This is a genomic window from Marinobacterium aestuariivivens, from assembly GCF_042661465.1.
GTDB classification, from domain to species: Bacteria; Pseudomonadota; Gammaproteobacteria; order Pseudomonadales; family Balneatricaceae; genus Marinobacterium_A; species Marinobacterium_A aestuariivivens.
Genome location: NZ_JBHSWE010000001.1, coordinates 2,634,159 through 2,646,436 on the forward strand (window position 1 = coordinate 2,634,159; position 12,278 = coordinate 2,646,436).

At 57.6% G+C, this 12,278-nt stretch carries 13 protein-coding genes; 11 read left to right on the top strand and 2 right to left on the bottom strand.

Annotation, left to right across the window (positions count from 1 at the left end; all coding sequences use genetic code 11):
• The first annotated feature begins 27 nt into the window (after positions 1 to 27).
• Positions 28 to 456: an FKBP-type peptidyl-prolyl cis-trans isomerase gene (locus ACFQDL_RS13675; protein ID WP_379909495.1), complete on the top strand. Its 429-nt coding sequence runs from the start codon at positions 28 to 30 to the stop codon at positions 454 to 456.
• A gap of 110 nt (positions 457 to 566) precedes the next feature.
• Here ACFQDL_RS13675 and ACFQDL_RS13680 read toward each other — a convergent pair whose 3' ends face one another.
• Positions 567 to 968: a type IV pilin protein gene (locus ACFQDL_RS13680; RefSeq protein ID WP_379909496.1), complete on the bottom strand. Its 402-nt coding sequence runs from the start codon at positions 966 to 968 to the stop codon at positions 567 to 569.
• Between the two features lie 125 nt (positions 969 to 1,093).
• Here ACFQDL_RS13680 and ACFQDL_RS13685 point away from each other — a divergent pair, with 125 nt between their 5' ends.
• The 7 genes from ACFQDL_RS13685 to ACFQDL_RS13715 all read left to right on the top strand — a co-directional run bounded on the left by ACFQDL_RS13685 (position 1,094) and on the right by ACFQDL_RS13715 (position 8,644).
• Positions 1,094 to 1,594: a GspH/FimT family pseudopilin gene (locus ACFQDL_RS13685; RefSeq protein WP_379909497.1), complete on the top strand. Its 501-nt coding sequence runs from the start codon at positions 1,094 to 1,096 to the stop codon at positions 1,592 to 1,594.
• Positions 1,585 to 2,241, top strand: coding sequence for a prepilin-type N-terminal cleavage/methylation domain-containing protein (locus ACFQDL_RS13690; protein ID WP_379909498.1), 657 nt, complete (start codon positions 1,585 to 1,587; stop codon positions 2,239 to 2,241). Before ACFQDL_RS13685 ends, ACFQDL_RS13690 begins: the two co-directional genes overlap by 10 nt.
• A 25-nt stretch (positions 2,242 to 2,266) precedes the next feature.
• On the top strand, positions 2,267 to 2,812 hold the full coding sequence (locus ACFQDL_RS13695; RefSeq protein WP_379909499.1) for a pilus assembly PilX family protein: 546 nt from the start codon (positions 2,267 to 2,269) through the stop codon (positions 2,810 to 2,812).
• 62 nt (positions 2,813 to 2,874) lie between these two features.
• The gene (locus tag ACFQDL_RS13700; protein ID WP_379909500.1) at positions 2,875 to 3,543 is read left to right on the top strand and encodes a hypothetical protein; all 669 of its coding nucleotides are present in this window, start codon (positions 2,875 to 2,877) and stop codon (positions 3,541 to 3,543) included.
• Between the two features lie 9 nt (positions 3,544 to 3,552).
• Positions 3,553 to 5,637 (top strand): type IV pilus modification PilV family protein, encoded by a 2,085-nt coding sequence (locus ACFQDL_RS13705; RefSeq protein WP_379909501.1) that lies wholly within the window; start codon positions 3,553 to 3,555, stop codon positions 5,635 to 5,637.
• Between the two features lie 256 nt (positions 5,638 to 5,893).
• A complete protein-coding gene (thiO, locus tag ACFQDL_RS13710; protein ID WP_379909502.1) occupies positions 5,894 to 6,994 on the top strand; it encodes a glycine oxidase ThiO in 1,101 nt (366 codons plus the stop codon).
• Positions 6,995 to 7,012: 18 nt separating this feature from the next.
• Complete coding sequence (locus ACFQDL_RS13715; RefSeq protein WP_379909503.1) at positions 7,013 to 8,644, top strand: NAD+ synthase; 1,632 nt, start codon at positions 7,013 to 7,015, stop codon at positions 8,642 to 8,644.
• A gap of 236 nt (positions 8,645 to 8,880) precedes the next feature.
• Here the strand turns inward: ACFQDL_RS13715 and ACFQDL_RS13720 are convergent, their stop codons facing one another.
• The gene (locus tag ACFQDL_RS13720) at positions 8,881 to 9,726 is read right to left on the bottom strand and encodes an outer membrane protein assembly factor BamD (RefSeq protein ID WP_379909504.1); all 846 of its coding nucleotides are present in this window, start codon (positions 9,724 to 9,726) and stop codon (positions 8,881 to 8,883) included.
• Positions 9,727 to 9,886: 160 nt separating this feature from the next.
• Here ACFQDL_RS13720 and rluD point away from each other — a divergent pair, with 160 nt between their 5' ends.
• From rluD to ACFQDL_RS13735, 3 genes are all read left to right on the top strand, one after another.
• Positions 9,887 to 10,873 carry a 23S rRNA pseudouridine(1911/1915/1917) synthase RluD gene (gene rluD, locus ACFQDL_RS13725; protein WP_379909505.1) on the top strand — a complete coding sequence of 329 codons (987 nt, stop codon included), beginning with the start codon at positions 9,887 to 9,889 and terminating at the stop codon, positions 10,871 to 10,873.
• On the top strand, positions 10,864 to 11,589 hold the full coding sequence (pgeF, locus tag ACFQDL_RS13730) for a peptidoglycan editing factor PgeF (RefSeq protein WP_379909506.1): 726 nt from the start codon (positions 10,864 to 10,866) through the stop codon (positions 11,587 to 11,589). Before rluD ends, pgeF begins: the two co-directional genes overlap by 10 nt.
• A 370-nt stretch (positions 11,590 to 11,959) precedes the next feature.
• Positions 11,960 to 12,211 carry a hypothetical protein gene (locus tag ACFQDL_RS13735; RefSeq protein ID WP_379909507.1) on the top strand — a complete coding sequence of 84 codons (252 nt, stop codon included), beginning with the start codon at positions 11,960 to 11,962 and terminating at the stop codon, positions 12,209 to 12,211.
• Positions 12,212 to 12,278 lie beyond the last annotated feature (67 nt).

Genomic DNA, 12,278 nt, shown 5'->3' on the forward strand with positions numbered 1-12,278 from the left:
GCCAACCGAACAGACTGAGACTATTGAATGAGCGACAACACCATCGGTCCCGGCAAGACCGTGACCCTGCACTTTGCCATCCGCCTCGATGACGGCCAACTGGTCGACTCCAACTTCGACGACAGCCCAGCGACCTTCACCGTCGGAGACGGCAACCTGCTCGAAGGTTTCGAACAGGCGCTGTTCGGCCTGGAATCGGGCGCTGAAGAGACCCTGACCATTGCGCCGGAAAAAGGCTTTGGTCAGCACAATCCGAGCAATATCCAGCGCCTGCCCCGCAGCCAGTTCAAGGACATGGAGCTGGAGCCGGGCCTGGTGATCAGCTTCGAGGAATCGGGCGGCGAAATCCCCGGCGTCGTCGCCGAGTTCGACGACCAGGTGGTCCACGTCGACTTCAACCACCCATTGGCCGGCAAGACCCTGCTGTTCGACGTGAAAATTTTGCAGGTCGAGTGATGCGAAAATGAAAAACGCTGCCGATGGTAGCGTTTTTTCGTTGGGGCTGTGGAAGCCCTGTATCCGGGCGAATCGTAGGGCGCAATAAGCGAAGCGCATCGCGCCAAATACTATCGCTTCCAGCAAGTGGCCGGGGTCATGACATTGCTTTGATCCAGTGTCATGGTTGTACAGCCTGTATCCTTGAGCTGGTCCCCGGTGGCATCGGCCTGGATCGTATAGTGCGTGGCAGCCGAAGCGGCGGAAACCGTAATTGAGAAGTTGAAGAAATCCGCGTCGCCCAGGTCCAGATTCTCTGCGGCGAGACTGGCTTCGTCGCCGTAGGTGTTGAAGTAGGAACGGTAGCGCTCTTCGGCGATCTGGCCGGCCAGCAGCACTTTCTGCGCTTCGGCCCGGCGCCCCTTGCGCACCTGGTCGAGATAGGCGGGGTAGGCAAACATGGCAATCACGGCGACCACCACCACCACGATCATCAACTCGATCAGTGTAAAACCACGAGCAGAAGAGTTCACTATAGTTCCCTCGAGTTGCTATCCTTACTGTTGCACTATGCTAACACTCTAGCAGAAGGAATTGACAAGGCTATGGCGCGTGAATTTTCAGGACGGCGTGCTGTGAGGCTCAGGCGCCAGGGGGCGTGACCCTGATCGAGCTGCTCGTTGCGCTGGTGGTGTTGGCTGTATTCGTCACGATCGGAATCCCTTCATTCAACTCCATCTTCGAACGCCATCGTGTAACCGGTGCGGCGCAGGCGCTGTACGGCGATTTGCAGTTTGCCCGAGCCGAGGCGATCAAACGCAACCAGGATATATACGTTAAATTTAACAACGGAACAGACTGGTGTTATGGCATCGAGGATACATCTGCCGCATCATGCAGCTGCGCTACCGGGACTGGTTGTACTGTTGAAGGTAGGCAGCACATCGTGACCAGCGATCGGTTTCCGGGCGTATCTCTTAGTCACAATGTTGGCGGCAATGTAGTCACGTTTGATCCAGTACGCGGGACGTTAGCTCCGAATGGAACCATAAAAATGGATGGTGGTGGCGGAAAGGATGTAGGAGTGACAATGTCTCTTCTTGGACGTGTCAGGCTTTGCTCCGATAGTGGTTTTGCAGGATATCAATCATGTCCTTGAAGTTTCAGCAGGGAGTGTCGCTCATCGAGTTGATGATCGCGATGGTACTGGGCCTTCTCGTCTCGGCCATTGTAATTGGCATGTTCAGTTCAACGGTGGGCAGTACCCGTCAGGCGGTGAGTGCCATGCGCCTGAATCAAGAATTGCGTACTGTTATGGATATGATGGTACGTGATATCCGCCGTTCTGGTTACTGGGCGGGTGACTCTGTGGCTAGCAACCCTCATGCGTCAGTTATTCAGGCTGGATTGCCCGTAAATGTTTTTACATCGCCGAAATCAGCCGATGCAAATTCCTGTGTGGTTCTCTCATACGACTATGATGCGGATCAGTCTGCGACCATCGAACACCTGATGGGATACCGACTCGATGATGCAGAAGGCGCGGTGGAAGTACTCTGGGCGTCGTCCTCCAGTCTTACCAGTAATGTGGATTGTACCGTGCTCAATAGTACCAATTGGGAGAACCTTACCGACAGAGAAGCGGTCGATATAACCGGTTTGGTGTTTACGCCACTACCATCGGCAGCATCATTCGCATCGGCTACTGTAAGATCCATTCAAATTACCCTGACAGGACAGTCAAAATCTGATAGTAAGCTGGTCAGGCAGCTTATTGAAGAAGTGAGGGTGCGCAATGATCTTTAGGGCTGCTTATAGGTCGGCGTGGCGGTTGAATATTAAAAGTCAGCGAGGCGCCGCAACACTCTTTGTAACGGTGATTATTTTGGCGTTACTCACGGTAATAGCTATTACTGTCACTCGTATTGGAATGCTCGAACTCAAAACAGCTTCTAATACCAATCGGGCGAAAGAAGCACTTCATACCGCCCAGGGTGGGCTAGATTACGGAGCGATGAAATATCTTCTGGACACGGACTCCTGGTCCCCTTCCGGGGCCGAATCCATATTTATTCCGGCGGGCAGTGGGACTCAGGTTGATGTTACCGCGTCTGTAGCGAGTAGCTACGTGCAGATAGAGGCTGCCGGGGAGTCCAATGACCAGACTGGCTCTGCAACGGTTAAAGAACGTTTTACCATTGTGCCGGTTGTGGATTTTGGCGAACTCCCACCCCTGATGGCCGGAGGCAACTTTCCTCCTAGCGGTACTTTTTCAATCGTGGGGAACCCCAATGGTGGCGGGGACGGTGTGCCGGTATCGGCATGGGTTGAGACGTCGCAAACCCAGGGGTCGCAAGCTGGCAAACCTGTAACCTAGATGAGTTCCTTTATGAAGGAACCAATATTTCTCAGTCTCAGACACTACAGGCCGATGGTTTTGTGACCTGTGATACCTGTCGTTGTCAGCAAGCGGATAACACGCTGTGCGAGGCGGAGAACGGTGTCGATCCGGAAGTCTGCGAGGATATCGTGGTGGATGAGTGTGTTCCCGATACCTTCGAAAACCTGTTTGGGGTCAATGTATTCGATAATGATACATTACCTGGGCCCTGTGAGGCGGAGACTGGGGTGGTTGATCCGTCTCTTTGGACGATCTATCGTGATATGGGTACTCAATACGGTGTTGCCTGTAATGATTTAGACGCTAATACCGGCGATCGATTTTACTCGGGCGGTGCGAATGAGGGAGACCTTCCGCTGATCTGGATCGAGGGTGACTGTACCATTCCGGCCAATACCCAGGTCGGTAGCTATGATCATCCATTTATTCTTGTGGTCCACGGTGACGTGACGATGAATTCGAACAGTTCCATGTATGGGATTTTGTTCGCCTTCTCAGATGTCTATACTGCTTCTGAGGATTTCGATATCACGGTAAACGGCTCTCCCGTTGTTTATGGTGTCATGGTCATCAACGGAGAAGTAGACCTGCCGACGGGTAGTTTTACTCTTGTTTACTCCAATAATATTTTAGAGAAGTTGTCCAATATTGACGGCGACTACAACGAGCTGGCGCGCTTTCCAGGCTCCTGGACGGATATAAAGTAGGGGCAGGCGATGAATAGTGAACTTCAGATTAAAAGGGTGCGTGTCAGTGGTTTTACACTGATCGAAGTCCTGATTTCTTTGGTTATTGCGGTGATCGGAATTACCGCGCTCTTACAGTTGCAAGGTGTTTTTCTACAGAGCGCGTCGGATGCTGAGAAGCGTGCCGCTGCAGCTGCTTTGGCCGAGAAAAAGTTCGAAGAGCTTCGGAGCTTTGAAAATACTTCTGGTTATAATCTGATTGGTTCGGCGAGCGCCGGTACAAGCAGTACAGAAAGTATAGTTGTAGGTTCAAGCAGTATTGATTATGCGATTGACTGGAGTGATGTCACACCTTGGACATCGTCTGGTTCGGCCTCGATCAGTAATTCAGAATATAAAGAAATTACTATCAATGTTTCTTGGGATAACAACGAAAGCAGTCTGGCAATGTCCAGCATTATCGCCAAGATTGACCCGAATCTTTCAGGTCTTATCGAAAAGTCGGGCTTTGGGGGTGATCTACCCGATGTCGAGTATACGCCGGGTGCTGCGCCGGAAGTTATTGCGGTCGACTTGGGTAATGGTTTGAAGCGAGAAACCAGCAAGCCTTTGCCTGAAGTCACGCAGAAAGGAACCAGTAATATCGTTAAGTTCGAGATCGTGACATATGATACCGAGAATTATCGACAGGTTACCGAAGACTTTTTGAGTGTTAACTGTATCTGTCAGCTCTCTTCCACACCGGGTAGTGGTTATGAGGCATCGAAAACGGTTTTCAATCAGGACACTCAGTCTATCGATGTCGAGTACCCTACCAGCTTTACGACCAAGCCGGTCGGGACAGTCTATAACAGTGGGGCGACCAATGACCAGCCCAATATCTGTGTACGTTGCTGCCGGGACCATCATGACAGCGATGGAGGAACGGAAAATAGTTACCGTTGGTACTGGCCAGGGCAGGGAGATGCATCGGTTGCAACATATTTCCATACGGCTGGAACTTATTCGGGCGATCATAAGCATTTTTACAGTACAGATGGTACAACCTATACGGAGGCGTCTGCAGAACCGCAGAAACGTTATTTGGAAAACTGTCGTTTCAAGCGGGTAGATGGCATCTATCGCTTGATGCAAGACTGGCGTATGGTTGATATTACGACTATGCCGAGTAATTTTCTGGCTTCTGGTTCACAAGGGAATGCTGATTATACGACCTATATAGCCAGTGTTGCAGAAGCTGTTCTGGAAACTGCTGCTTCGAACAATGAGAAACTGGGTGATACTCTACCAAATGTGGCCAAACCAACTGGGCGTGATCTGGTGAGTGGTGCCATGGGGTCTGTGTTCACGGGCTCTCAGACTCAGCTATTGGCTAGAACAATTTATGTTGATCCGCTTACTGTGAGCGAAGTTTCCACTATCAATAACATTAAAAACCAGGTGGAGTCGTCGGGTTCCGGAAGCTGGCTCGATAAAGTTCCTTTTTACGAAATCAATGCGACGCTTCTGGCGAATTGGGAGCCTGGTGACGCAACCATTGCCGATGTCGAGAACGACCCTGTGATCACGATCACAGATCCAGATAATGATTATTACGGCAGTTATGAGAGGGGCCTCGTGCTGGCTAACGCGGCAGGGGTTACCAGTATATCGGCCAGTTCTCTTGTGACAAACACCGGTGTGATCGGTCATAGAAATGCTGCAGACATTAGTCTGGCCACGGATAATATATTCGATACTGCTGCTAATGAGCTTGATGATTCTATTACAGTCGAGGTAGAAGTCGGAAGTGTGATTTCGGGTACATTTGCCTGTTTTAAGGATACGGCCAGCGGTGGCTGTGGGAATGCGGTCAACTACAATACCATAGTAGTAGCGACTACCGCCGGTAGCTGTACCGTGGCTGATGAATTGGTTAACGGTGCGACTTGGGGCTGGCAGTGTTCGGTGCCAAATGGCTTCAGTGGGAATGTTTCCTTTAGTGCACCGACCTATGGATTTATTATTTCAACCAGCCCGAATGGGCGTGATGATGCTGTACTGGGTGCTCAGTACGACTATTCAACCTCGGCCGGTACAGCAGGTATTCAAATCTATGTGGTTATACCTGACTGACTAGGTATGTAGGTCTCAACGCATGTATTATCTTCATCTGGGGTGAGCGGCTGTTTTATCCGCGAGTGCCGCTCGGTACTCGCGGCTTCGAAAACTTAGCTTTCTGAATACGAGTTTTAATAAATAAATTTTTCCATTTTAACCACTGTATTTCAGACCTGAAGAGCAGGCTCTGGGTAGCTGTACCTGATGCTCTGGCATCCTCCCCCAAGCCGTCACAATAGCCTGCAATACAAAGCCGATCGGAAGTAGAACAATGTCGGACTTTCTTGTTGTTGGTGGTGGTGTGATCGGGATGCTGACAGCGCGCGAGCTCGCGCAGTCGGGGGCCACGGTGACGCTGGTGGAGCGCGGGCTCTGTGCCCGGGAGTCGACCTGGGCCGGAGGCGGGATCGTCTCGCCGCTGTATCCCTGGCGTTACAAAGAGCCGGTGACGCAGCTGGCGACCTGGTCGCAGACGAGTTATGTGCACCTGGCGCAGGATCTTCTGGAGGAGACCGGACTGGATCCGGAGCTGCGGCAGAAGGGCATGTTCATGGTTTCGGTCGACGACGCGGACCAGGCTCTGGCCTGGGCCGAGCGCTACCGTCGGCCGATGGAGCGCGTCGACGCCGATTTCCTCTATCGCAAGGAACCCCATCTCAAGCCCGGCCATCGCAGTGCGCTCTGGATGCCGGAGGTTGCCAGTATCCGCAATCCGAGGCTGGGGCAGGCGCTGCGTCGCAGTCTGGAGCTGAGCCCTCTTGTCGAACTGGTCGAGCATGCAGGCAATACCGAGCTGCTGGTCAGGGACGGGCGGGTGCAGGGCGTTCGGGCCGAAAAGGGCGAGTTCCGTGCTCCCCAGACGGTGCTGGCCGCCGGCGCCTGGACGGCCGAGCTGCTGGCGCCTCTGGGTGTCGAGTTGCCGGTCGAGCCTGTAAAGGGGCAGATGATGCTGTTCAGGGCGCCGGTTGGCCTCGTGAACCGGGTGGTGCTGCTGGACGGGCGTTATCTGATTCCGCGCAACGATGGCCGGGTGCTGGTAGGCAGTACACTGGAACGGGTCGGTTTCGACAAGCAGACCACCGCGGAGGCCCGGGATTCGCTCTATCGCACCGCAATCGATATACTTCCGCGGCTGGCGGATTTTCCGGTCGAGCATCACTGGGCGGGGCTGCGTCCCGGGTCGCCCGAGGGCGTTCCCTATATCGGCGCGGTGCCGGGTATCGAAAGCCTGCACGTCAATGCGGGGCAGTTCCGCAACGGCCTGGTACTGGCACCGGCCTCGACTCGCCTGATGGCCGACCTGCTGCTGGGCAGGCAGCCTATTATCGACCCGGCACCGTACGGACTTGCCGGCCGGTTGGCATCGAATTAACAAGAGCTATTCGCATCGATGAGTACTTCTATTCGGGTCCTGATGGCCCAGATCAATACCCTGGTGGGCGATATCCCGGGCAATACCCAGCGCGTGATCGATATCGCCCTCGAAGCCCGCAACCGCCATCGTGCCGATGCGGTATTGTTTCCCGAACTGACGCTGTCCGGCTATCCGCCGGAGGACCTGCTGCTGCGCCCGAGCATCCGTAACCGTATCGAGGCGGCGATCGAGCGTATCTGCAGGGAGGTGCGGGATATCCATGTGGTGGTCGGTTATCCGCGTTTTCGCGACGGTGGCCTCTACAACATGGCCGGGGTGATCTACAACGGCGAAGTAATCGCCGAATATGCCAAGCAGTGTCTGCCGAACTACCAGGTGTTCGACGAGATGCGCTATTTCGTTGCCGGCAACAAGCCCTGCGTGTTCGACCTCAAGGGCGTGCCGGTGGCGCTGACCGTCTGCGAAGATCTCTGGCACAGCGGCCCCGCGCTGCAGGTGGCGGAGCAGAAGGCCCGGCTGATGCTGAATCTCAATGCCTCGCCCTTCCATATCGACAAGTCCCGCCAGCGCCTGCAACTGCTGAGCGAGCGGGCCCGTCAGGCCAACTGTCCGATCCTGTATCTTAACCAGATCGGCGGCCAGGACGAGCTGATCTTCGACGGCGGTTCCAAGGTCATCGCCGCCGACGGTACCCATGTTTTCCAGGGACGTTTCTTCGAGGAGGACTTCTACCTTGTCGACTATCAGGACGAGGACCAGCTTCTGAGCGTACCGGGCGAAGACTTCACGCCTTTCCCATCGGTGGAGCAGAGCACCTACGAAGCCCTGGTGCTCGGGGTGCGGGATTACGTCAACAAGAATGGTTTCAAGGGCGTGGTGCTGGGCCTGTCCGGCGGCATCGACTCGGCCGTGACGCTGGCGGTGGCGGTCGATGCCCTTGGGCCCGAACGGGTCGAGGCGGTGATGATGCCGTTCCGCTATACCTCCTCGATGAGTCTGGAAGACGCGGAGGCCGAAGCCAATACCCTGGGTGTACGCTACGGCGTGATCTCGATCGAGCCGATGTTCGAAGCCTTCATGACGCAGCTGAGCGACGAGTTCGCCGGCATGGCGAAGGATACCACCGAGGAAAACCTTCAGGCGCGCTGCCGCGGCGTGCTGCTGATGGCGATCTCGAACAAGAAGGGCTATCTGGTGCTGACCACCGGCAACAAGAGCGAGATGGCGGTGGGCTACTCGACGCTCTATGGCGACATGGCCGGCGGCTTCGACGTGCTCAAGGACGTGCCCAAGACACTGGTCTACCGCATTGCCGAGTACCGCAACAGCCTGTCGCCGGCGATTCCGCAGAGGGTTATCGATCGGCCGCCGTCTGCGGAGCTGGCGCCGGACCAGACGGATCAGGACAGTCTGCCGGATTACGATGTGCTGGACCGGATCCTCGAACTCTATATCGAGCGTGATTACAGCGCCCACGCCATCATCGCCGAGGGCTTCGACGAGGCGGTGGTGAACCGCGTGATCCGGCTGGTGGATATCAACGAGTACAAGCGTCGCCAGGCGCCGGTGGGCGTACGCATCACCCAGCGTGGCTTCGGGCGTGACCGCCGTTACCCGATCACCTCCGGCTGGAAGGCAGGGGACTGACGTAGGTTGGAATGATGCCCCGCAGGGGCGAATTCCGACAGGGAGTTGGCACGCTGCTTCGAGAGGCCCCGGAATTCGTTGCACTCATTCCAGGCTACGGCCAAACGTCGGTGACGCGTTACGCGTGACAGTCGAACTCCGGCTTCGAACTTCTACCCATAACAAAAGAGGCGCCTGATGGCGCCTCTTTTGTTTGGAATGTTATAAGAAATGCGTGACGGGTCAGGCGTAGCGCCTCACTCTGCCGGCGGTGCCGGCACTTCATCATCGTCACCGCCGAGCAGACCGAAGGTGGCGGTTTCGAGCAGCGATTTCTCGCGCTCGCGACTCGTGGTGTATTCGAAGTCCGGGAAGTTGGTCTGCAGCACCTGTTTGGCCTTGTCGGCCTGTTCGCTCATGCCAAGTTCGGTATAGGCATCGGCCATGATCGCGAGGGCGGTCGGGACGGCCGGGGTTTCCTGCAGGTTCTCGACCACATAACGGCCCCGGTTCGCCGCTGCCACCCAGGCGCCGCGCTTCATGTAGTAGTTGGCGACATGGACCTCATACTGGGCCAGACGGTTCTTCAGATACTGCATGCGCTTGAGGGCATCGGGGGCGTACCGGCTCTCGGGATAGCGGTTGACCAGGGTCGAGAAGCTTTCGAAGGACTCCAGGGCGGCGCCCGGATCGCGCTTGCTCTCGTCGATCGGGAAGAAACGTGCGATCAGGGAGCGGTCCTCCTCGAACGAGGTCAGCCCCTTGAGGTAATAGGCGTAGTCGATGTTCTCGTGATTCGGATGCAGACGGATGAAGCGGTCCGCCGCGGCACGGGCCGCTTCCGGCTCGTAATTCTTGAAGTAGGCGAAGATCAGTTCGAGCTGGGCCTGCTCGGAGAAGCGTCCGAACGGATAACGTGCCTCCAGCAGCTGCAGCTTCTCGACCGCCAGGCTGTAGCTGCCGGCGTCCAGCGCTTCCAGCGCCTCGGAATAGAGCTGCTGCTCAGGGATATCCGGCTCCTCCTCCTTCTCGCCGCCGAAAAAGGTACAGGCGGACATCAGAGAGATCAGGGTCAGGATGCCGATGACTTTGACAAAACGCATGTTGATGAGTCCCGATTGCCTACAGCGATACTTAAGTCCGTTCTCGGGAGAGGCTCCCTTGCCGGTTTCGGTTATACTGGGCGAGTTAATCCAAAAGTCCGGCTTATTTAAACACAACCGGAACTCAAGCCAAAACATCCTGCTGAATAACATATCCCAGATGTCAGAACAGAAACCTGAACAGGTTCAACTAGAGGCGCGCGTATCCGACGAGCTGGTCGGCAAACGACTGGACCAGGCGATCGCACAGCTGTTTCCCGATTACTCGCGCTCCCGTCTGCAGGGCTGGATCAAGGACGGTTGCGTCAGCGTCGACGGCGATCAGAAGAGGCCGCGCGACAAGCTGCTGGGCGGCGAGCTGATTCGCATCGATGCGGAGCTCGAACGGATCGAGCACCACCAGGCCCAGGATATTCCGCTGGATATCATCTACGAGGACGACGATATCCTGGTGCTGAACAAGCCGGCGGGGCTGGTCGTGCATCCGGCCGCCGGTCATGCCGACGGCACCCTGCTCAATGCACTGCTGCACCACAGCCCGGAGATCGCCCAGGTCCCCAGGGCCGGTATCGTGCACCGGCTTGATATGGAAACCACCGGTCTGATGGTGGTGGCCAAGACTATCCAGGCCCAGACCGAACTGGTGTCCCAGCTGCAGGAGCGCTCGATGGGGCGTGAATACGAGGCGGTGGTGCAGGGCGTGATGACCGGTGGCGGCGTGGTCGACGAGCAGATGGGGCGTCACAGTCGCAACCGGCAGAAAATGGCGGTGGTGGCCCATGGCGGCAAGCCTGCCGTGACCCACTACCGGCTGCTCGAGAAATTCCGCGCCCACACCCATATCCGCCTGAAGCTCGAAACCGGCCGCACCCACCAGATCCGGGTTCACATGGCCCATATCAACTACCCGCTGGTGGGCGATCCGCTCTACGGCGGCCGTTCCCGGCTGCCCAAGGGCGTCAGCGAGGGGCTGATCCGGGTGCTGCGGGATTTCCGGCGCCAGGCGCTGCATGCCAAGAAACTGGAGCTCTGGCATCCGACGACCGGCGAACTGATGTCTTGGGAGATCGATCTGCCCGCGGACATGCAGCAACTGCTCGAGGCGCTGCGGCGGGACCTGCGCAGGGGTGAAGAGGTATGGGACTGATCCTCCCGGAATGGCCGGTACCGGCGCGGGTGCGGGCCTGTGTCAGCACCCGTTCGGGCGGTGTCAGCGAAGGCGTGTTTCAGGGGCTCAACCTGGGCGACCATGTCGGTGACGATCCGGCAGCGGTGGCCGAGAACCGCCGCCGGCTGCTCGAGGCGCTGGGGCTGGAGCGCCCGGCCCAGTGGCTGAAGCAGGTACATGGCACCGCCGTGGCCGAGGCCCGGGACGACGGCCGGGTGCGCGAAGCCGATGCCTGCTGGAGCGACCGGCCGGGGCTGGCCTGTATCGTGATGACGGCGGACTGCCTGCCGGTGTTCTTCAGCGACGGCGAGCGGGTGGCGGTGGCCCATGCCGGCTGGCGCGGACTGGTGGCCGGCGTGCTGGACAATACCCTGGCGGTCTTCGAGGACCCGTCCCGGGTGCACTGCTGGCTCGGTCCTGCGATCGGCCCCGGCGCCTTCGAGGTTGGCGACGAGGTACGGGCGCAGTTCTGTGCCGCCCAGCCCGGGGCCGCCGATGCGTTTGTCCCCCGCGACGGCCATCCCGGCAAGTGGTTCGCCGATCTCTCTCGACTGGCCCGTCAGCGTTTGCAGGCCGCCGGTGTCGCCTCGGCCGGCGGCGGCGAACTTTGCACCTTCAGCGATGCCGAACGCTTCTATTCCTATCGCCGCGACGGCGAAACCGGCCGCATGGCCAGCATCATCTGGCTGGCGTAGGGTGGAATGAGCCTGCGAATTCCACCGGGTGGCGTTCCACCGGGTGGCGTTCCACCGGGGGCGTTCCACCGGGGGGATCGGTCAGCAACGGGGTCTGTCGAAAGGAGCCGCGGAGTAGCCGGTAAGCGCCGGTGGAATTCGCGCCTGCGGCACTCATTCCACCCTACTCACTGCTTACCAGCACCCGTCAGCCGTCAGCACTTGCCCGCGGGATTTTTTCGACCATTATACTGTATATATATACAGTATATCGGAGGCGGGCGATGGAACTGGATCGGTTACTGCAGCAGGGCGCGGTCTGGCGCGGGCGTGAAATCGCGAACGAGGCATCCGTGGCGACGCTGTCCACGGGTCATGCGCAGCTTGATCAGTGGCTCCCGGGGGCGGCTGGCAGGCGGGCAACCTGGTGGAAGTGCTCTACGATACCGAGGGCTGCGGCGAGCTGCGGCTGCTGCTGCCGCTGTTGGCACAGGCCCCGGCCGACCGCTGGGTGCTCTGGGTCGATCCCCCCATATTCCCTATGCGCCGGCGCTCAAGGCGGCCGGCGTTTCGCTCGAGCGGCTGCTGCTGGTACGCAGCAACAGCCGCCGCGACCGTCTCTGGTGTATCGAGCAGGCGCTGAAAAGCGGCTGCTGCGCCGCTGTGCTGGGCTGGCTTCCGGGTGCGCAAAGCAGGGCGCTGCGCCGTCT

Coding starts and splice junctions, on each gene's coding strand:
- ACFQDL_RS13705 (WP_379909501.1), top strand. CDS start 3,553: ATGAATAGTGAACTTCAGATTAAAAGGGTGCGTGTCAGTGGTTTTACA.
- ACFQDL_RS13675 (WP_379909495.1), top strand. CDS start 28: ATGAGCGACAACACCATCGGTCCCGGCAAGACCGTGACCCTGCACTTT.
- ACFQDL_RS13720 (WP_379909504.1), bottom strand. CDS start 9,726: ATGCGTTTTGTCAAAGTCATCGGCATCCTGACCCTGATCTCTCTGATG.
- thiO (WP_379909502.1), top strand. CDS start 5,894: ATGTCGGACTTTCTTGTTGTTGGTGGTGGTGTGATCGGGATGCTGACA.
- ACFQDL_RS13715 (WP_379909503.1), top strand. CDS start 7,013: ATGAGTACTTCTATTCGGGTCCTGATGGCCCAGATCAATACCCTGGTG.
- rluD (WP_379909505.1), top strand. CDS start 9,887: ATGTCAGAACAGAAACCTGAACAGGTTCAACTAGAGGCGCGCGTATCC.
- pgeF (WP_379909506.1), top strand. CDS start 10,864: ATGGGACTGATCCTCCCGGAATGGCCGGTACCGGCGCGGGTGCGGGCC.
- ACFQDL_RS13690 (WP_379909498.1), top strand. CDS start 1,585: ATGTCCTTGAAGTTTCAGCAGGGAGTGTCGCTCATCGAGTTGATGATC.